The following is a 20,536-nucleotide window of genomic DNA, read 5'->3' as shown; positions in this document are numbered from 1 at the left end:
CAAATGCATGGAGCTGGAGCGGTTCGAGCTCTGCAACTGCAATCAACAACGCATCGGTGACTTTTACCGGTCAGTACGTCAATATCCAAAGCCACTCCTCTGGGGGCCAGGGATCAACCACAGCGCTTCGCAATACATCCTTCATTGCAACGAGTGATTTAGGCACACGCATCGATATCAACGCTTCCTCCAACAGCAATGGTGGCTGGTGGTGGAACAGCGGCAGGAGCAACACCACCGGCATCAGCAACACCAGCATCCAAACGGGTTCTGGCAACGACGTCATCAATATCAATGCCAATGCCAACAGCAATGGCGGTGGCTGGTGGTGGCGTAGGGGTGGCAATGCCGATTCTGTTGGCATCGACAACAACTCCTCCATCAGCACGGGCGCTGGCAACGACTCGGTCTACGTCAATTCCTTTGCTTCAGGCGCTGCCACCAATGCCTGGGCCATTCGTGATAGCTCCATTGATGTTGGATCTGGGGATGACGTTGTCAGCCTCAATGCCACAACCCGCCAAACACAACGTCGCTACGACCCTGCATGGGGTTCAGAAAACAGCTCTATCGACTTAGGCAGCGGTAACGACCGACTGTTCATCAACGCCAACGCCTCTGGCCAAGGCGAAATGCGCGCATTTGGTGCGCTCGATTCCACCATTGATGCTGGATCTGGCGACGATGCTATTTCCATCAATGCTTCTGCCAACAGCAACAACGGCTGGTGGTGGTGGGGCGGAGGAAATGACCCTGCCACAGCCAAAGGTCTGGACAATTCCGACGTTGATCTTGGCTCTGGTAACGACTTTCTCTCCGTTAGTGCCTCCACCAATGGCGGCATCTCAAATGCCACAGCTGTAGAAGATTCCAGCATTGACGCTGGATCAGGCAACGATGTCATCAACATCAATGCCAACGCTCAAGCCAATGGCGGTGGCCGGTGGTGGTGGAACCGCGGTGGCAATCCAGCTACTGCCAAAGGCCTGGACAATTCAGAGATTTCAACCGGCGATGGTGAGGATTTCATCTCCATCAACACAACTGCAACCAGCAATGGTGGTGGCTGGTGGTGGGGCGGAGGCGGCAATGCCGATTCTGTGGGTATTGACAACAACTCTTCCATCAGCACGGGCGCTGGCAACGACTCGGTCTACGTCAATTCCTTTGCTTCAGGTGCCAACACCAATGCCTGGGCCATTCGTGATAGCTCCATTGATGTTGGATCTGGGGATGACGTTGTCAGCCTCAATGCCACAACCCGCCAAACTCAACGTCGCTACGACCCTGCCTACGGATCTGAAAACAGCTCCATCGACTTGGGCAGCGGTAACGACCGACTGTTCATCAACGCCAATGCCTCTGGCCAAGGCGAAATGCGCGCATTTGGTGCGCTCGATTCCACCATTGATGCTGGATCTGGCGACGATGCTATTTCCATCAACGCTTCTGCCAACAGCAACAACGGCTGGTGGTGGGGCGGCAATGACCCTGCCACAGCTAAAGGTCTAGCCAATGCCGACGTTGATCTTGGCTCTGGTAACGACTTCCTCGCCGTTAATGCGTCCAGCAATGGCGGTAACTCGCAAGCCACAGGGGTAGAGGACACGAGTATCGATGCCGGCTCTGGCGATAATGCAGTCTCCATTAATGCCAACGCTCGCGCTAACGGCGGCGGCTGGTGGTGGAACCGCAATGGAAATCCAGCCAACGCCAAAGGTCTCAACAAATCAGACATCACTACAGGTAGTGGTGAGGATTTCATCTCCATCAACACAACTGCAACCAGCAATGGTGGTGGCTGGTGGTGGGGCGGAGGCGGCAATGCCGATTCTGTGGGTATTGACAACAACTCTTCCATCAGCACGGGCGCTGGCAACGACTCGGTCTACGTCAATTCCTTTGCTTCAGGTGCCAACACCAATGCCTGGGGCATTCGCGATAGCTCCATTGATGTGAGCTCTGGCGATGACGTCGTCAGCCTCAATGCCACAACCCTCCAAACACAACGTCGCTACGACCCTGCCTACGGATCTGAAAACAGCTCCATCGACTTGGGCAGCGGTAACGACCGACTGTTCATCAACGCCAATGCCTCTGGCCAAGGCGATATCCGCGCATTTGGTGCGCTCGATTCCACCATTGATGCTGGATCTGGCGACGATGCCATCTCCATCAATGCTTCTGCTAACAACAACAACTGGGGATGGGGTAACGCTGCGACGGCAACTGGTATTGGCTCAACAGAGATCAATACTGGGAGTGGTGATGACAACCTGAGCATCAATGTGATCGCTCATGGAAGACAAAATGAATGGAATAGCCAATCAACTGGGGGATACGACTACAGCCACAGCGGCTCAAATCAGTGGAGTGGCGAGCACAGCCACTCAAGTAGCTGGGGCTATAGAGGCTGGTATGGAAGCTACAGCTCGAGCTACGGATACCAATCGAAATATGATTACGACCATGAATATGCCAACAAAGGGCACTACAAGAGCAGCCATAGCAACCGCCACGTTGATATCTCAGGGGGAGTTTCGTATGGATCAATCGATTCCAATATTGACCTTGGCAGTGGTGATAACACAGAAATTGTCAATGTTGTGGCGGGCAACCAAGCGGTTGGATTCAGAAACACAAGCCTGCAAAGCGGGAATGGCGATGACAGCTTCAGCTTGAGTATTAATGCCAATGGCGAGCGGGGCTATAGCCACACAAGTGATTACGACTACGCATCATCTGGTTACGACATTGGAAGCAATAGCGGCGAATCAAGCTCGTGGAATTCCAATCGGAACAACTATCGCTATTGGTCTTGGGGCAACCATCAAAGCCAGGGTGAAAATGAACGCCAATGGGACAACTCCTGGAATCGCAGCCATGAGTACAGCAGTCAAAGTACAAACAAGCAGTCCAATATACAGCGCTTTGGCAGTGCCCTAGGCAGTGAAAACAGCACGATCGACTTAGGCAACGGCGACAACAACGCAGAGATCTCAGTCAAAGGAGGAGAACGCGCACTAGGCCTAATCAGCAGTGACTTACTAACAGGATCTGGATCAGACACCATTTCTATCGACACAAGTGCTGATGGATTCGTTGGATACAGCAACACAAGCAAGGGGAACTACAGCAACAGTTACTCCAACATCTACAGCTACAGCTACAGCAATACCCATGAATACACGTCTTCATCAGCTAGATGGTATGGATACAACCAATCGAGTCGAGAAGGAAACTACGACTACAAGTCCCAGGGGGAATACACGAACCAAGGGCAATCCAACTGGGACAATGAGTACTCGCGAACTTACCGCTTTGGGGTATCGATTGGTGCTGAAGACAGCTCCATTGACGCAGGCGATGGCAACAACAGCATCAATCTCCAATCAGTCGGCGGAGAGCTTGCCATTGCTCTTGCCAGCTCCTCAATTACTGCTGGCAGCGGAGACGATTCGCTAGCAATCATTGGCCTTGCCGAAGGAGAAGATAGTTACATCAACCGGAACAAGAGCAGCTCAACATGGAATCACGATTCTTGGAATTCCAACAAAAGATCTGAAGAGTACAGCCGCAGCTACACAAGTGCATACTACTGGTACAACAGAATTGAGGAATACTCAAGAAATCACGAAAGCGAAAGCGATGGCTTTTCAATCTCCCGCAGCAGATACAACCAAAACTATGAATACTCAAGGATCAAACGATTTGGCACAGCCTATGGAGCCCAAAAGAGCAGCATCAACTTGGGCAATGGCGACAACGAAGCATCCATTAGCGCCAATGGCGGCAAAAGAGCTGAGGCGCTCAGTGATAGCAGCCTAGAAACCGGAAAAGGCGATGATGTCATCTCGCTCAGTGCCACAGCACTTGGTGAAAGCAGCCTGATCAACAAAAATGAATATCTCAGTGAACACAGCTCTGTTTATAGCCATAAGAGTGAATATTCATCCCAAGGCGAAGGCCTCAATCAATCACGCTATGGCTGGGGCTGGTGGAACCAAACGAGTGAAAGCAGTCATTCATACAACAACAAAGGCAACCACAACAGTCAAGGCAACAATCAAAGCCTGTTTATACAGGATTATGAAAATTCTTTGATCCAAAAACTCGGCTCAGCCATTGGCGCCAATCGATCAACCATTGAAACTGGTAATGGAGATGATTTTCTAACGATTGATGCCAAGGGATACACAGAGGCGGTCGGGATCAAAAATAGCTCTATTGATCTCGGGAAAGGGGATGATGTCTTTACTATCAGCAGCAGCGCATTCGGCTTCTCCAGCTACTTACGGCGAAACCTGGGCAGTTACGACTACAGCTATAACTACCAGTCATCTGGCAGCCGATCTGGCGAGTATTCCAATTCCTATCGCTATAGCTACCCATGGTGGTCGTATGGGCGGAGTTACAGCGGAAGCTATGACTCTCAGTGGAAGTATGGGTATGGCTATGCCAGCTCAGGTTCTTGGAGTGACAACGAAGACTCATGGCTTCTCAACACAGGAATTGCGAAGGGAGCCGTTAATTCAACGATTAATACTGGAGAAGGTGATGACAACGTCTCCATCACAGCAAGAGCATCATCGAGCGCCACTGCCATCGAAGACTCTGAAGTCTCAACTGGTGATGGTGATGACCTGATCGAGGTTGAAAGCACTGCTGAAAGCAGCGACGAGGCAAGCGATGAAGGCGTCGCGAAAGGGCTCGTCGATACGACACTCGATGCGGGCGCGGATGACGACGCCCTGCTCATGGAAGTGACCGGTGAGACTCTCGCCATTGGCATGGAGAATTCAACCCTGAATGTGGGCGATTCCGATGACATCATTGACGTGATCGTGGAAGCGACCAACGAGGAGGATGGCGAAGCCATTGGCCTCAGCGGAAGCACAATCTCCAGTGGTGGGGGCGATGACTCCATCTATGTGGAGGTATGGGGAGAAAGCTCAGCCAAAGCCATGGTGGACAGCTTGATCGAGGCTGGTGATGGTGATGACTACATCACCATTGATGGCGAGATTGAAAACAGCACGATTGATGCTGGAGATGGCGACGACGTTGTTGATCTCTACGGAACAGGCGACGCGACTGTCCAAGGCGGCGCTGGCGAAGATGAACTCAACGGCGATGAAGGCAATGACACCCTGCTAGGCGGCGCCGACAACGACATCCTCAATGGCTACACCGGCAATGACACGCTGAAAGGCGGAGAAGGTGACGACATTCTTGATGCCGGGATAGGCCTAGACAAACTCTATGGAGGTGATGGAGAAGACACCTTCATCCTGAATTTGGGTGAAGGCTACGCCACGATTTACGACTTCGTTGTTGGAGAAGACATCGTTGAGTTTTCCGATATGGGTGATATCACGATGGAATACAAAGATAAAAACAGCCTGTTCTACAGCGGCACTGATTATCTAGGTGTTGCCAACGGCGTTCAACTCACAAGGCAAGAAGACGAGACCTTCGCGTAAGTCATATGAAACTGAAATTAAGGGCTCAACAAAAAAGATTTAACAACCAGAAGACCCTGCAAGAGTCTGGCCAGACCTTGCATGAGGTACTGATTGCATCGTCTATTTTGGCTATCACCATTAGTGGCTTTACCAGCGGCATCATTCGCTCAAACCAGATCACACATCAAGCCAGCTTGCGAAAAGCAGCTGAAAGCGCGATCACCGATGACTTGGAATCGACCGTTAAGCACCGGTTCTACACCTTTCGCTGCAGGCAAGGACCATGCAAAGCCGCAACAGCAGAAAATGACAAGAGCCTGATGTATTACAACAGGGAAGATTCAGACGATAAACAAGACTTTATGGAGCGCTGCAATGCGAGGGATCTTGCAAAAGAACTCTTATCGGAGGATGAAAATGGTGTCACCACTGGCGAGAAAGCCATTCCCAGCAGCTTGTTAGCTGATAGGAACATCACAATCACCAGACGCATCTCCTTAGACGACTCCAACGACAACCAGGCAATGATTGAGTACGACGCAGAAAAAGACAATAAGGTCATCGCTACGCTCAAAACGACGCTTGTCCCGAATGCTGTTCACTGGTGTCACTAGCCGCCAAGGCAAGCAAGCCAGTAGCGGCTTCACAATCTGGGAATTAATGGTTGTGCTGGTGATCGTGGCGGTCCTCAGCGCTATAGCTCTACCCAATTTGCGCCCAGGCATGCGGCGCGAGCAACTTACAGCCGCAAGCCTTGGCATCGTGAATTGGCTTGAGCGGGCAAGGAATCAAGCCGTTAAAGACATGGAAACATGCCAGCTCAGCATTACCGCTGATGATGCCAGCGATGCATCATTGGCCATCACATTGGATAGTCCTGGCTGCAGAGAGCTAACGATGTTCAACATTAATAATCAAGAGAACACACCGACTGATATCTCGCTGGCGTTATCGGATAGCGCAGACAATGAGTTCAGCTTTTCGCCCCGAGGCAGTGTGAATCGCGATCAGGAAATGGAACTCACCATGGAGGGGAGTCCAACCGTCCGCTGCATCAAGGTGATTGCTCCTGTTGGACTCGTGCGCAGCGGCATCAAGCGTGATGGAGCCTGCAGCTATGAGAAGGAGTTGAAGTACTAGTGAATAAACTGCTGCAACGACTCCACAAGCAGCGGGATCAGCGGCACGCAGGCTTCACCCTTGTGGAGCTGCTGATCGCCATGGGCGTGAGCACCGTTGTAGTGATGGCAGCGGCCAATTTGGTGATCGAATCAATGCAATGGAGGGCAAGCGCAGAAGAGCTTCGCCGCAAACGGGCTGAATGGAATCTCGCACGCCGATTTATTGAGGCAGAAGTCACCTCTGCAACGCGCGTGATCACCGACCTTGCTGCCATTGAGATTCCCGAGGAATGCGGAATCGATAACGACGAATTCACCCACGCAATTGTGTTCCCGCTGGAGCGACCGATGCGGGTGAAAGCCGACGCCTCACTCAGAGAAAACTTCCAGGTGTTGCCAATGGCGATCTATGGAGTGCAGAACATTGACGATGGAAGTGCGATCAGCGGCAAGGCGCTTGTGCGATGCGGCCCACGCATCAACCACAACAACAGCTATGGGGGGTTTTATGAGGCTGAGTTGTGTACCGATGGCATAGACAGCAATTGCCGTGAGGTAATCCTCGACAACCTGGGTAGTAACGACGACTGCAACGAGGGCTTTTGCGTAAATGCCACAGCATGCGAAAGCGATGAGCTTGACCGGCGAGGGCTGCGGTTTTACTTACTCGCCAATGGCTTAAGTACCAGCTCCAAGAGCCCCTATGGGCAATGCCTCGGCAGCCAGTCACGCGTGGCACCGGTGCACTACTTCCCAGATACCAGCAATGTCTGCTCGGGAGCAGGCAACATCAGCAAGCGCGACTTGCTCTATGTATCAGTGGATCGCTCAATAGATCCCGGCAGCTACGGAAGTGCAGGCGACCGTACTCTGCGACTACCGCAGGGTGCCATTGGAGGAGATCAGCAAGTCGTGATGTGTGGTGCCAACTTCTTTGACAAGATTGAAGGCTCTGATCAAAACGACATCATCGAAGCCAGCGATGTGACGAATGCAGATAGCGATAAACCTGTTGAGATCGATGGAGGTGACGGTGATGACCGGCTACTAGGAGGCGATGCCAATGACATCATCGAAGCTGGCGCTGGCGATGATGTGTTGATTGGTGGCGCTGGGAATGACATCCTCAAAGGAGGTAGCGGCAAGAACACCTACCTCGTTGAAGGAGATGACACGATTGAAGGATCTGATGGTGTGGACATCATCTACATCAAGCGCCCAAAGGCAAATGTGAGCCTTGGTAGCTGCAGCAAAAAGGAATGCGTGGCCTCAGATAGCAGCAGCTACAAGGGGGATCCAAGCTTCGAGGCGAACATCACCAAGGGAGATATTCTGATTTTTCTAGATGGAAGGAAACGACTCCAATAAGCAATCATCAAGAGCTATAAATCGGTCAAAGAGATTTGGGCGGAGATTCAAAAAGCTTTGTCCTATTCGTTCCCGTTGAGCTTGAGCACCGCCATAAAGGCTTCCTGAGGCACATCCACCTTGCCCATGGCCTTCATGCGTTTCTTACCTTTGGCCTGCTTCTTCAGCAGTTTCTTCTTTCGCGAAATATCGCCGCCATAGCACTTAGCCAGCACGTCTTTGCGCATCGCACTGATGCTGGTGGAGGCAATGATGCGACTACCGATCGATGCCTGCAGGGGAATCTTGAACTGCTGGCGGGGAATCAGCTCCTTGAGCTTTTCCACCAAGCCCTTGCCCACGTTATAAGCCTTATCGCGGTGCACGATCGTGGTGAGCGGGTCAGCCCGTTCACCGTTGATCAGCACATCCAGGCGCACGAGTTCGTTTTTGCGGTAACCAATCAGGTGATATTCCATCGAGGCATAGCCCTGGGTGCGCGTCTTCATCTGATCGAAGAAGTCGGTCACTACTTCAGCCAGCGGTAATTCATAAATCAACGTCACCCGGTCGGTCGTGATGTACTTCATATCGATGTACTCCCCACGACGCTCCTGACAGAGGCCCATCAACGCACCGTTGTAGTCGTTGGGCGCATAGATCTCCATGCGCACATAGGGCTCTTCAATCGATTCACGTTTCTGCGGATCCGGAAGCGTGGCGGGGTTGTCCACCATCTCCTCGCTGCCATCAATCATGTTCACCTGATAGATCACCGACGGTGCGGTGACGATCAGATCAAGGTCGTATTCGCGCTCCAGGCGCTCCTGCACGATTTCCATGTGCAGCAAGCCAAGGAAGCCGCAGCGGAAACCAAAACCCATGGCGCTGCTGGTTTCAGGCTCGAACTTCAGTGCCGCATCCGAGAGCTGCAACTTGTCGAGCGCTTCACGCAGGTCTGGATACTGATCCGCTTCAGTTGGGAACAGACCGCAAAACACCATCGGCTTGGCCTCGGTGTAACCGGGCAGTGGCTCCTCCGCCGGTGCATTCAGCAAGGTGATGGTGTCACCCACACGCGCATCAGCCACAGCCTTGATCGATGCAGCCAGATAACCAACTTCGCCGGCATGCAGTTCATCCACCTTGCGCTGGTCAGGCGCCATCACGCCCACTTCGTCGAGCTCGTAGATCTTCTTGCTTTCCATCAGCAAGACCTTGTCCTTGCAACTAATCCGGCCGCTCATCACCCGGAAATACACAATCACCCCCCGGTAAGGGTCGTAATAGGAGTCAAAAATCAGCGCCTTGGTGGGCTCGTCCACCGCATCCGCCGGCGGCGGCACCTTGTCCACCACCTCCTGAAGAATCTCAGGCACACCGAGACCGGTCTTGGCTGAACAGGGAATCGCGTTGCTGCAATCCAGCCCGATGATCGCTTCGATCTCTTCCTTGATGCGATCGGGATCCGCACCCGGCAGATCGATCTTGTTCAGCACTGGAATGATCTCCAGATCGTTCTCAAGGGCCAGATACACGTTGGCCAGGGTCTGAGCTTCCACACCCTGGCTGGCATCCACCACCAACAGAGCGCCCTCACAGGCCTGCAGGCTGCGGCTCACCTCATAGGAGAAGTCCACATGGCCAGGTGTATCGATCAGGTTGAGGGTGTAGGTCTCACCATCAGCGGCTGTGTAGTTCATGCGCGCCGCCTGCAGCTTGATCGTGATGCCGCGCTCACGCTCAAGATCCATGTTGTCCAGGAACTGCTCCTGCATGTCCCGGTTGGCCACCGTGCCCGTGTCCTGCAGCAAACGGTCGGCCAGCGTCGACTTGCCATGGTCGATGTGGGCAATGATGCAGAAATTGCGAATCCGTGAGACGGGGGCGTCGGTCATGCGGTTGGCGGAATCCCGGCTCGGGCGTATCGACTCAGTCAAGCGATCCTAGGGAGCAGCGACCAGCTCTCTGTGACTTCAACCAACCCCTGGCTGCTCCTGTTGCTGGCGATCAGCGCTGAGGTGATCGGCACCTCCTGCCTCAAGCTTTCGCAGGGGTTCAGCAGACCAGGCCCCACGTTGATCGTGCTGTCGGCCTATGCCATCTCAATGACCTTGATGTCGCGGGTGGTGCAGGTGCTTCCTATGGGCCTCACCTACGCCCTCTGGAGTGGCATCGGCATCGTGGCCATCGTGCTAGTCGGCCTGCTGGTGTATCGACAGGTGCCAACTCAGGGGCAGCTCGTTGGCATGGCCTTGATCACTGCCGGCGTGATCACCGTAAACCTTCAGGGGCACCCAGGCTGAACACCAAAACGCGACCACAGAAGCGCTGCTGGATCGGGGAAGGTGTGCATATCAACTGATACCTCTGGTCGCAGGAGACGACATTGATATGGGAAGGTCATCAGCACGCTGAACCTCCCTGCCTGTGCCGCGCTTTCGTCGATTCCTGCTGATTGCAGCTGTGATTGCCGGGCTTGCCGTGCTGTTTCACCTGATCAACGTGCACGGGCTTGAGCCGATCCGGGCTCAGGTGGAGCGCCTGGGGGTCTGGGCCCCGCTTGGGATCCTGTTCTTGCGCGGCGTCAGCATCATCCTGCCGGCGCTCCCCAGCACGGCTTACTCGCTGCTGGCCGGAGCACTGCTGGGGTTCCAGACGGGCTTCATCACGATCGTGGTCTGCGATCTGATCTTCTGCCAGGCCGCGTTCCTGCTGGCCAGCAACTACGGACGCGGCCCGATCCAGAAGCTGGTGGGAGAGGGAGCGATGAAAACCATTGAACGCTTCAGCCGCAACCAACTGGAAGGCAATCCGTTTCTGCTCACCGGTCTGCTGATGACAGGCCTGTTCGATTTCGTGAGCTATGCCGCAGGCCTGGGAGGCATCCCCTGGCGGGCATTCGCCCTGCCGTTGCTGGCCAGTGTGTTGCTGAGCAGTGCACCGATCGTGGCCCTGGGCGCTGGCATTTTCAGCGGCGGCAAACTGTTACTGATCGGCGCTGTGTTCGGCATGTTCGCCCTGGCGATCGTGGCGAGTGTGATTCAGCAGCGGATGCGCAAGCAGACAGGCTCAGACGCTTAGACCGAGCAGCGCATCACTGCGTTCCCGAGTCCGCGTCAAGAGCCCGGAATCGCTGTTGAGATCCTGGCCATAGCTGGGAAGCAGTTGCTGCAGGCGCTCCTGCCAGGCCTGCGTGGCCAGTTTTGAGGCAAAGCAACGCTCCAGTACCTCCACCATGATCTGCACGGAGGTGCTGGCCCCAGGAGACGCTCCAAGCAGTGCTGCCAGGGATCCATCCGCTGCACTCACCACTTCCGTGCCCATCTGCAGGCGACCGCCATCAGACGTGCGTTTGATGATCTGAACCCGCTGTCCGGCCACCGACAGGCTCCAGTGATCTGCATCGGCCTCTGGCAGAAAAGCCCGCAAGGCCTCGATCCGATCAGCTTCGCTTTGGCGCAGCTGATTGATCAGATATTTCACAAGAGGCAGATTGTGAACTCCCACCTGCAGCATCGGCAGCAGGTTGGTGGGCCTGACCGAGCGCGGCAGATCCAACAGAGAACCAGTCTTCAGGAATTTGCTACTAAATCCGGCATAAGGACCGAACAGCAGTGAGCGCTTGCCATCGATCCAGCGGGTATCCAGATGGGGCACCGACATCGGCGGTGCGCCCATCTTCGCCTTGCCGTAGACCTTGGCGTGGTGGCGCTCCACCAAAGCAGGCTCACCGCACACCAGCCACTGGCCACTCACCGGGAAGCCGGCATAGTCGGCAGCCTCAGGAATGCCACTGCTTTGAAGCAGTGGCAGGGCACCACCACCAGCACCGAGAAACACAAACGGAGCCTGCACCTTGCGTCGGCCGGATGGACCGCGCAGCTCAAGCTGCCAGTCACAGCAGCTCATTGATTCTGTCAGCGGTCGTTTGAGTCCCTGCACTGACGTGCCGTACATCACCTGAAGAACACCCGCTGTCTGCAACGGCAGCAGCAGTGCTTTGGTCAGCGCTCCGAAGTCGAGATCGAGCCCACGCTCGATACGGGTGGCGGCAATCTGTTGATCAGGGCGGCGCCCTTCCATCACCAGGGGCATCCAGTCACCGATCTGCCCGGCATCCGTACTCCACTCCATGGCGGAAAAGGCCGGCAGAGCACTCAACTGCCGCTGCCGCTGCTGAAGAAATGCCACATCCTCCTGTCCCCAGACAAAACTGAGATGGGGCACCTGGTGAAGAAAGCTGCCTGGATGCAGCACCCCTTGGTCTGTGAGTGAGGCCCAGAACTCCAGACTGCGCTCGAATGCTGCATTGATGGCCAGAGCCTTCGCAGTCGACACCGTTCCATCGGCCTGCTGAGGGGTGTAATTGAGCTCACAGTTGGCGGCATGGCCGGTGCCGGCGTTGTTGACCGCAGCACTGCTTTCTAAAGCCGGTGCCTCGAGACGCTCCACCAGCAGCAAGCGCATCTCCGGGTCGAGGGCATGCAGCAGTGAAGCCAGGGTGGCACTCATCATTCCCGCACCCACCAGCACGGCGTCGTAACGATCCATCGCGTCGGGTGATCATGCTTCTCAAGGGTATGAATCAATCCGGACACATGCCTGCCTACCCTGAGCGAAAGCACTCACCCCCATCCGGCCATGAGCACCGAAACAATGCCGCTCACCACTGAAAACGTGGAGAAGGTGCTCGATGAGCTGCGCCCGTTCCTGATGGCCGATGGCGGCAACGTGGAAGTGGTGGAAATCGATGGACCGGTGGTCAAAGTGCGGTTGCAGGGTGCTTGCGGCAGCTGCCCCAGCAGCACCATGACGCTGAAAATGGGAATCGAGCGCAAGATGCGCGAGTCCATTCCTGAAGTGAGTGAAGTGGTTCAGGTGCTTTGAAGTCTGAAACGACTCTTCGTCTACGGAAGCCTGAAAGCGGGATGTGAGACGCATCCCCTCCTTAGTGAATGCACAAGAGAAGCTGACGGAACGCTCAGCCAAGTAAAGCTTCTGGAACACAATGGCTATCCGATGCTGAGCAAAGGCGTGGGCACCGTGTTCGGTGAGGTGTATCAGATACCTGATGAGCAGTGGCCTGAACTGCATGCCTGGGAGGAATACCCAAACGTTTATGAATGCGCGCAGCATCAGCTGGAAGACGGTCGCTGGGTGTGGATCTATCGACAGGCAGACGCTGAAGAGTCAGCAATGCCGAGAAGAGCGACGGGACACAACGAAGGGCACTCGGCAACAGGTTTTGGCTGCCAGCTGAAAACCAAAGCGAATCACAAGAATCGCCAATGACTTGAGAAAGCACTGATGGACATCAAAGAAAGCACTAGCTTTCAAAAAAGTGCATTCCAATGCGATTCGCCATCCTTGGACTGGGAACGGCAGGTGCGATCGGAGCGCGCATGTTGAGGCGCCAATTTCCTGGTGCCTCAATCACAATCTTTCACGCGCCAGAAATCCCCACCATTGGCGTCGGGGAGGGCGCTGGACCATGGTTTCGGCGCTGGCTCGATGAAGAAGGAATCACGCCAACCCTGATGGAGGCCGAAGCCAATGCCACAAAAAAACAGGGGATCTGTTTTGAAAACTGGGGCGGCCATGCCAAACAACACCATCACATCTTCACACCGGCCAGGACAGCCTTCTCCTATCACTTCGATGCCAACAAAATCACAACTCTCCTACTCAGAGGCATCAAGGTCCAAGTGATCCCGAAGACAGCATCTGAAGCGTTGGCACAAAATCAGCAAAGCGTTTGGGTGAAGCTCAACGGACAAGAGAAAGTGAATTATGACTATGTAATTGATTGCCGCGGATTTAAGGCCAGTGAGGGCGTCCCAGCAAGTACAGAAACACAGCCCTTAATCGCCAACGCCGCCATTCTTCAAAAATGCGAAGAGACGACAATCACAGAGTCCAACGAACACGATGAACTCAAATCGACAAAAGCGGTTGCCAGGCCATACGGCTGGATTTTCCAGATCCCGCTAAACAACAAAAACTCAGTCGGATACGTTCACGACTCAAGCCTGTGCACTCCAGAAACCGTCAACCAGGATCTCAACCACTACATGGAAGAGCATCGACTCGTTGCAAGCAGCAAAAGGAGAACCATTCAATTCAAAAACCATCTCGGAGAGCAACACCTGCAAGGAAGGGTGTACCGATTAGGAAACAGAGCAGGATTCATCGAACCGCTGGAAGCAACCTCCATTGAGATGACGGTGCATCACTGCAAACTAATCGCAGCACACATCAAACAGCGAGAACTAACGAGCGCCAATGAAGCAAATCTCCGCAGCAGTGAGAAGCGTTTCAACGCAATCGTGCGAAGCAACATGGAGAAAGTCGCACTATTCGTGAGCTGGCATTACTCCAATGGCTCCATCTACAACACTGCTTATTGGAGGAAAGCAAAGGACAATCACGGCCGTTTACTCAAAGAACAAATCAGCCGCGAAACAGTAAAAGATTTTTCAAACTGGTGCACAAAAGAGCATCAAGAAGAAACCAGCAACAAACCAAGCCAAGGAAAAGATCAAATGTTTTTTGCATGGAACACCCACTCATTCAATGCAATTCGCAACAGCATCGCATGACTATGCAACCAAACCGCAAACTTGATCTTCACATTGGGCTTCCCAAGACAGGCAGCTCAACAATCCAAACATTTTTGCATAGTCAACGCCAAGAGATCAGCAAACAATCCATCGAGATTCCAACGTGCTTAGGACCCTACTCGCACTACAAACTGGCACTGATGTTTTACAGTACAAACCATAAAGCAGACTTTCTTGCTAAAAACAATCACCTGCAGACAACAGAAGAACGTCTCAAGTTCAGAGCTCTATGGGAAGCCAGTCTCAAAGAAGAACTTGAGAGCAAGCCAAACCAGCAGTGGATCATTTCAAGCGAATTCCTGCAACACTGCCTACAGGCCGAGCATGAAATCACATCCTTGGCCGAAATGCTCAGACAATACTTCAACGAAATCAATCTCCTTCTCTATGTGAGAAAACCGATTCGTGCAGCCGTCTCAATGATGTCAACAGAAGTAAAAATGGGGAAACATAAATTCGAAATTGAAAGACCCGCTTACTACCGGAACCTCTGCAATCACCAACAAACAATAACAATTTGGCAAAACGCATTCCGACCCGACCATTTCAAGATCAGAGACTATGATTCACAACAAAAATACGGCACACTGCTCCAAGACTTTTGCAAGCACACCGGAATCACCTGGAGAGACAGCTTTGGACAAACACGACGGTCGAATCAAAGCCTCAGCCTGAAGGGACTGCAAATCATGACCAGCCTCAATCGACAGATGAGAGCAAGTAAGACCAAAGTCGATACCAGAAAAAGATTCCGGTTCATTGATTATGTGATCAAGCACTACCAAGAAACCGACAGCTACGAAGCGACGTACAAACAATCAAAAGAATTTTCTGACTACTATCACTCTTCAAATACATGGCTTAAGCAGACCCAAGGGATCAACTACGTAGAAGACTTCACCAAATCACTCCCATCCGCTCAAGACCAACATCAAACCAAGACCTCAACCATCACTGACAGCGACGCCATGGATATCTGGAAACAGTGGAACGCACGAGTCGATCAACCAAGCTGCTGAGTCACCAGGAGGTCACATCATCCCAGGTGTCTGAAGCCCAGTCTGAGGTTGAATCCCAAGCATCGGAAGCCCAACTGCTGGCTTCAGACGCCCAGTCACTCGCCGCTGACCAGACCTCATCAGCCGCTTTCGTAACGGCAGATTCAACCTGAGCAGCCGCCGATTGAAGCCCTGCGTAAACATCCGACAACGCCTGCTCGGCGTAGCTCGCTGCCTCATTCACCACACTTTTGACATACGCGGAAGCCTGATCCACAGCCCAATTCATGAATTCAGGACTTGTCAAAAACTCACCAAGATTGACCAAAGAGTCAACACTGTCAACAAAATTTGACCACGAAGGGTTTTTAAAAAAGTCGGCAAAATCATCACCAACCCTATCAAAAGCACCCGTTACGGCATCCCAAAAATCAGGCTTATTGAAGCTGTAGTCAAAATTCAAGGCAAACTCCGGCCTACCGATTTGGATACCATCCTGCAGAGATGCATCAATGGTCCAACTCAATTCCGGGTCAATCGAGGCAGACAAATAAACCCCATCATATTCAGGATGAACGATGAAACCGGCAACCATTTCCAACTCCAGCCCAGAGGAAGAGATGTTGTAACCACTGATCCCTTGCTGACCAGGATTTTTTTCGAGCGTCAGCGTTAAGCTGGTTCCCAACGTCGCTGAAAACTCCAGATCATATTCTGGGATTAGTTTTGTATAAGTTGCTTCACCACTGAGTGTGAGGTTGAAATTCAAATCAGATTGGTCAAAAGTCAGACTGTAATCACCCTTTCCATCACGCTCAATCGAGGGATTCAACGTGCCATCAATACTGGCTGAGAGTGAAACGTCACCATATTTACCGTCATACAGATCAACCGAAGAACTTGACCAATCAATTGGAATAGATGTTTTTTGATCAATTTGTTCACGCACATTGCTGATCAAGCCGCCACGGTCACCATCCAGGGGACCAGATCCGAACGATCCACCTTGACCTTCACGAGAGGAGGATTCACGCGATGACAGATCTTGAATCTGTGAAGCAGACGCATCAGACGGCTGCTCTCGATCCGACGATGATGAGGATTGATCAGACGAGAAAAGATTAGATTCGGAACGTTCAAACGGTGCATCAGAGCCGAAGCCCTCACGAAGGGCCTGAGGACCGGAGCCCTCAAACACATCGTCAGGCATGCTGAGAACACCGGCCACATCAACCGAACCAGGACCCACTGATTGGTCTGAAAAGACATCAGGCTCGACACTCAAGGGCTGATGATCTTGAAAACCCTGAGAGTCGTGCAGAGGCTCATATTCCAATTGACGTCCGACACCAAATGCGACGGATCCATTGCCTGAGCGCTGAGGTACGGGACGACCCGAACCGCCCGCAACAGCACGAAGCGTTCCTTGCACTGCTAGCAACTGGAGACGAATGGAAGCATGCGTCTCGTCTGCACCCAATTGGCAAGCGCTATCGATAATCGTCGAAAACGGAACAATGGATACTCCGTTTCCTTTCTGACGACCGGCGATCCAGGAGGCAAAAGTATACGTTTGACCGTCAATCTCAAAACTAAGTGTGTCTAAAGCAGCCCAAATCTGAAACTTGTCGAAACCAAGCCTGGTCATCATCTGACCTCTAGCTTCACGCGTTGGCAGTTGCAGGAAACGACGGCGAAGAGCCTGGCGGGACTGAAGTATAAGTATGAACGACAGAAACTCATCCAGCGCAACACGAGTAGCCACAATGAGACTGCATGTGATTATTCAACCTAGCAATCGCTCATATCACCACAAAAAAACACCAAAAAAATTCAGAATTAAATGCCATCAGAACACCTTAATCAAAAAAAGCAGCGTTCAAATGCATTCCAGTGAGTGCAATCAACTGGAAATACGAAGAGAACAAGTCCTGATAAGACGAACTATAAGAAGACAGCAAAGAAGTGAGTTGCTGTTGGGATTGAAAAATCACAGAATAGTCATCAATGCCAGCCTGCATCCTCAGCATATAAGTGTCATAAGCCTGAGCTTCAGATTGATAACTTGAATCCAAGGAATGTAGCAATGGCAGAGTGAATTTAATTTCTTCAATGCTTGACATTGCCTCTGACAGCAATGATTGACGTTCAGCCAAACCCTGCTGAGTGTAAGACAATGATTGAGAGGCATAGCTGCGAGACTGCTGATAGGAAGAAAAGCCATCAAAAATATTCCAAGTAAAGTTCAATCCTATGTAATTAGAAATTTGAGAGGACCAAGCACCTGAAGGCTGCCGAGGTGGTGAGTAATTTTGACTACCTTGTGTGCCCTCATAAGTGATGTAGCCAAGTACGGAAATCACAGGCCAATATCCATTCAAACTACCTTGAGATAATTGAGAATATTGTTGTGCTTGATGTTGATAAGCCAAGACACTGGGATATTGGGCAACGAGCTGTTTCGTCTGATCAAGACTAATCGGCCAAGCTTGAGGCAAGGCAAGGGTTTGCGGAAAAACCAAGTTGATCGACGAGTCAAAAATCATTGCCGAAGCCTTGATCTGCTCCAAAGTAGATTGATAGTTCACAACAGCGGAAAGCAACTGTGATTTAGATGATTCAAAATTAGAACGTTGCGAAAGTAAAACAGCTTTGGAAATTAAACCTTCATCAAGTTGGTTTTGATAGCGTTCCAATAATTGTTGAGAAGCGATGCAAAGAGACAACAGTGTGGCGATCTGGTATTCAGATGCTTGAAGCTGGCTGTAGAGCGTCGCAACAGCCAGAATCGTTTGTCTGGATTGATCTAAAGCCTGGAATTGTGAAGCGGTCAGCTGTTCCTTTGATGCTGAAATCGACGACGAGCGTGACAAGTCAAAGAGTTGCCAGTTGAGCGTTAAAACTGGATATGCCTGCAGATACGAAGAGGTTTGAGTATACGCAGGAACAAGTCCGGAGCTGTTATCACTCGAATCAGCCTGAATGGTCCTACGCCGGTTACCACCAATCTCAGTGGTGGGTTGAAAAGAAGTGCCGCTTGCAGATGGGTTGGATCCTCCAGAATCAGAAGAGGTGTAATTTTGGGTATTAGAAATATTCACCGACATCACAGACCCAGATGTCAAGCTCAAGGATGGATACCAAGAGCTAAAAGACTGTCTCACAAGCCAACGATTGGAGTCCACAGTGCTGAGTGAGGCAGCGATCGAAGGCGATAAAACAACTGATCTCAACAACAGATTTTTAAAACCAAGCGCTTGATGATCCAATGTCGGTTCAAACGGGCGACATCGTTGACCGGATAACGAGCGATCTGATTCAGAGCCAAAGTATTGATCGCATTGAAAACTTAATCCAGCAAATTGATAAGAGTTCGCTGTCTCATCAAGCAGAAATCGAACCGGAACAATCGCTTGCTTAACTTCAGACGGTATCTCTGATAGAAGATTTGAGAGCTCTTGATAGGCAGAAGGCTGATGAGATTTAATTTCCTGCGTAAAATTAGAAAGATCAAAAGGATCCAACGAATCCGCCTTGCCAGCGGAAAAGGAGGAAAAACTGATCAGGACAATCCCTGATACCAAAAAAGTGTTGGCGAAACACTTAGCCATCATCGGTATCAGTTTGATCGGCCAATCTTAGCGGCAACTGGAGCAAGGGCAACGAGCCCGAAAAAACACCTTAAACGCAAACACACACTCCGGCGGCAAAGAAACCCATTAAATAATTGCCAATGATGAGATGGCAGCTAGCTTATCAATATGAGATTCAATACAAAGCGAATCAAGAGAATTTACCCCTTTCTTGGCTTCGTGACACAACAGCCATTCGTGCTTGCCAGCTATGGCTTGGTAGCGATCAGTGGCTGTTTCCTGATCTGGGCTTGTGTTTATCGTGTGAATGCAACCGTCAGTGGGATTGGTTTTACTCTGAATCAAGGAAAAAATAATCGCGCCTACGCTCGTGTTTCGGGGAGAGTTCACAAGGTTCACATCGAGACAGGGCAACGGGTCATCGAAGGGCAAACTCTGATCAGTCTTGATAACCAGGTTCAAAGAATCGAGGCAGAATCGAATCAAGCAATTCAAGAGCTCAGCAATGCAATGACTCCCAAGCAGTTGAGCACGATGATGATTTCTACAGAACAAAGCATCGATGGATTGCTCGAGACACAAAAGACTCTTCGGCAACAATTGCTATTGAATCAAGAGCAGCTCAGGCGATATCAAAAACTCGTTGACAATCAAGACATCAGTCAAGTTGAGTATCTAAGCCAACTGAATCAGGTTGATGTTATTAAAACTCAGCTTCTACAATTAAAAGGATCCATTGAGCAGAAACAATCTGATCTACTCCAACTGCAGCTTTCCGCCAAGTCCTCTCAAATCACCAGTGATACAAATGCCGACCTCTCGGATAATCAATTAAAACTATCACGCGACATCCTTTCTGGTACAAATGGCATTGTCAGTGTGATTGATGTGAACGAAGGAGATTACGTCCAAGAAGGACAAACAGTTGCGACAATCGCTTTAAAGGAAGGACCAGCTTTGGGAGTGTTTCTCCTCTCTGCAGAAGCAGCAAAAAGACTCAATCAAGGGGAGCGGTGTTTTTTGAGTCCGGCGGAAACACCAGCCTCTCGATATGGGTATATCCTCGCAAAAGTCAAGTCAGTGGGAGAGCTCCCGACCAATCCTCAGGAGTTAACAAGGATTCTGGGACTTGAATACACTGCTAACTCTCTGTTTGATGAACTAAGAAACCGATCCACAATCCAAGAGTTTTCTGCTTTCCCATACATGCTTGTGATAACGATGGACAAGAACAAGAAAGGAGATCTTCAATGGACAACACAACGACCACCGAGTTGGGGATTCAGTACAGGTGGAGCAGCAACTGTCGACTGCGTTTATGACACGTGGACACCCATTAGTTATCTGGTTCCCCTAATGAAAAAGAATCTAGGGTATGGGAGGTAGATG

At 51.6% G+C, this 20,536-nt stretch carries 15 protein-coding genes; 11 read left to right on the top strand and 4 right to left on the bottom strand.

The window, feature by feature from the left end:
* Positions 1–56 precede the first annotated feature (56 nt).
* The 4 genes from SynMITS9220_RS03050 (at position 57) to SynMITS9220_RS13455 (ending at position 7,954) form a co-directional block, all read left to right on the top strand.
* Entirely contained in the window at positions 57–5,483 is a 5,427-nt protein-coding gene (locus tag SynMITS9220_RS03050) for a calcium-binding protein (protein WP_186990630.1), read from the top strand.
* 77 nt (positions 5,484–5,560) lie between these two features.
* Entirely contained in the window at positions 5,561–6,079 is a 519-nt protein-coding gene (locus tag SynMITS9220_RS03045; RefSeq protein WP_186990628.1) for a hypothetical protein, read from the top strand.
* The gene (locus SynMITS9220_RS03040; protein WP_186990626.1) at positions 6,057–6,605 is read left to right on the top strand and encodes a Tfp pilus assembly protein FimT/FimU; all 549 of its coding nucleotides are present in this window, start codon (positions 6,057–6,059) and stop codon (positions 6,603–6,605) included. Before SynMITS9220_RS03045 ends, SynMITS9220_RS03040 begins: the two co-directional genes overlap by 23 nt.
* Positions 6,605–7,954, top strand: coding sequence for a prepilin-type N-terminal cleavage/methylation domain-containing protein (locus SynMITS9220_RS13455; RefSeq protein ID WP_186990624.1), 1,350 nt, complete (start codon positions 6,605–6,607; stop codon positions 7,952–7,954). The genes SynMITS9220_RS03040 and SynMITS9220_RS13455 overlap by 1 nt, the downstream gene beginning before the upstream one ends.
* Positions 7,955–8,016: 62 nt before the next feature.
* On the opposite strand, the gene lepA is transcribed toward SynMITS9220_RS13455, so the two are convergent.
* Positions 8,017–9,831, bottom strand: coding sequence for a translation elongation factor 4 (lepA, locus tag SynMITS9220_RS03030; protein ID WP_186990622.1), 1,815 nt, complete (start codon positions 9,829–9,831; stop codon positions 8,017–8,019).
* A 72-nt stretch (positions 9,832–9,903) separates the two neighbouring features.
* Here lepA and SynMITS9220_RS03025 point away from each other — a divergent pair, with 72 nt between their 5' ends.
* On the top strand, positions 9,904–10,239 hold the full coding sequence (locus SynMITS9220_RS03025) for a multidrug efflux SMR transporter (protein ID WP_186990620.1): 336 nt from the start codon (positions 9,904–9,906) through the stop codon (positions 10,237–10,239).
* 124 nt (positions 10,240–10,363) lie between these two features.
* Complete coding sequence (locus SynMITS9220_RS03020; RefSeq protein WP_186990618.1) at positions 10,364–11,017, top strand: TVP38/TMEM64 family protein; 654 nt, start codon at positions 10,364–10,366, stop codon at positions 11,015–11,017.
* On the opposite strand, the gene SynMITS9220_RS03015 is transcribed toward SynMITS9220_RS03020, so the two are convergent.
* Entirely contained in the window at positions 11,006–12,487 is a 1,482-nt protein-coding gene (locus tag SynMITS9220_RS03015; RefSeq protein WP_186990616.1) for a malate:quinone oxidoreductase, read from the bottom strand. The two genes, SynMITS9220_RS03020 and SynMITS9220_RS03015, sit on opposite strands and share 12 nt — an antisense overlap.
* Positions 12,488–12,577: 90 nt before the next feature.
* Between SynMITS9220_RS03015 and SynMITS9220_RS03010 the strand changes: the two genes are divergently transcribed.
* From SynMITS9220_RS03010 to SynMITS9220_RS02995, 4 genes are read left to right on the top strand one after another with little or no spacing between them, the layout of a single operon-like run.
* Positions 12,578–12,823: a NifU family protein gene (locus SynMITS9220_RS03010; RefSeq protein WP_067094052.1), complete on the top strand. Its 246-nt coding sequence runs from the start codon at positions 12,578–12,580 to the stop codon at positions 12,821–12,823.
* 3 nt (positions 12,824–12,826) lie between these two features.
* Entirely contained in the window at positions 12,827–13,228 is a 402-nt protein-coding gene (locus SynMITS9220_RS03005; RefSeq protein WP_186991799.1) for a gamma-glutamylcyclotransferase, read from the top strand.
* A gap of 59 nt (positions 13,229–13,287) precedes the next feature.
* Positions 13,288–14,535, top strand: coding sequence for a tryptophan 7-halogenase (locus SynMITS9220_RS03000; RefSeq protein WP_186990614.1), 1,248 nt, complete (start codon positions 13,288–13,290; stop codon positions 14,533–14,535).
* Positions 14,532–15,575: a hypothetical protein gene (locus SynMITS9220_RS02995; protein ID WP_186990612.1), complete on the top strand. Its 1,044-nt coding sequence runs from the start codon at positions 14,532–14,534 to the stop codon at positions 15,573–15,575. Before SynMITS9220_RS03000 ends, SynMITS9220_RS02995 begins: the two co-directional genes overlap by 4 nt.
* 1 nt (position 15,576) lies before the next feature.
* On the opposite strand, the gene SynMITS9220_RS02990 is transcribed toward SynMITS9220_RS02995, so the two are convergent.
* A complete protein-coding gene (locus SynMITS9220_RS02990) occupies positions 15,577–17,319 on the bottom strand; it encodes a hypothetical protein (protein ID WP_186990610.1) in 1,743 nt (580 codons plus the stop codon).
* Between the two features lie 94 nt (positions 17,320–17,413).
* Positions 17,414–19,165 (bottom strand): TolC family protein, encoded by a 1,752-nt coding sequence (locus tag SynMITS9220_RS02985; protein ID WP_186990608.1) that lies wholly within the window; start codon positions 19,163–19,165, stop codon positions 17,414–17,416.
* A 219-nt stretch (positions 19,166–19,384) separates the two neighbouring features.
* Here SynMITS9220_RS02985 and SynMITS9220_RS02980 point away from each other — a divergent pair, with 219 nt between their 5' ends.
* On the top strand, positions 19,385–20,533 hold the full coding sequence (locus SynMITS9220_RS02980; protein ID WP_186990606.1) for a biotin/lipoyl-binding protein: 1,149 nt from the start codon (positions 19,385–19,387) through the stop codon (positions 20,531–20,533).
* Positions 20,534–20,536 lie beyond the last annotated feature (3 nt).

The organism is Synechococcus sp. MIT S9220 (genome assembly GCF_014304815.1).
Classification (GTDB): domain Bacteria; phylum Cyanobacteriota; class Cyanobacteriia; order PCC-6307; family Cyanobiaceae; genus Synechococcus_C.
This window is presented reverse-complemented; position numbering and strand designations above follow the sequence as displayed.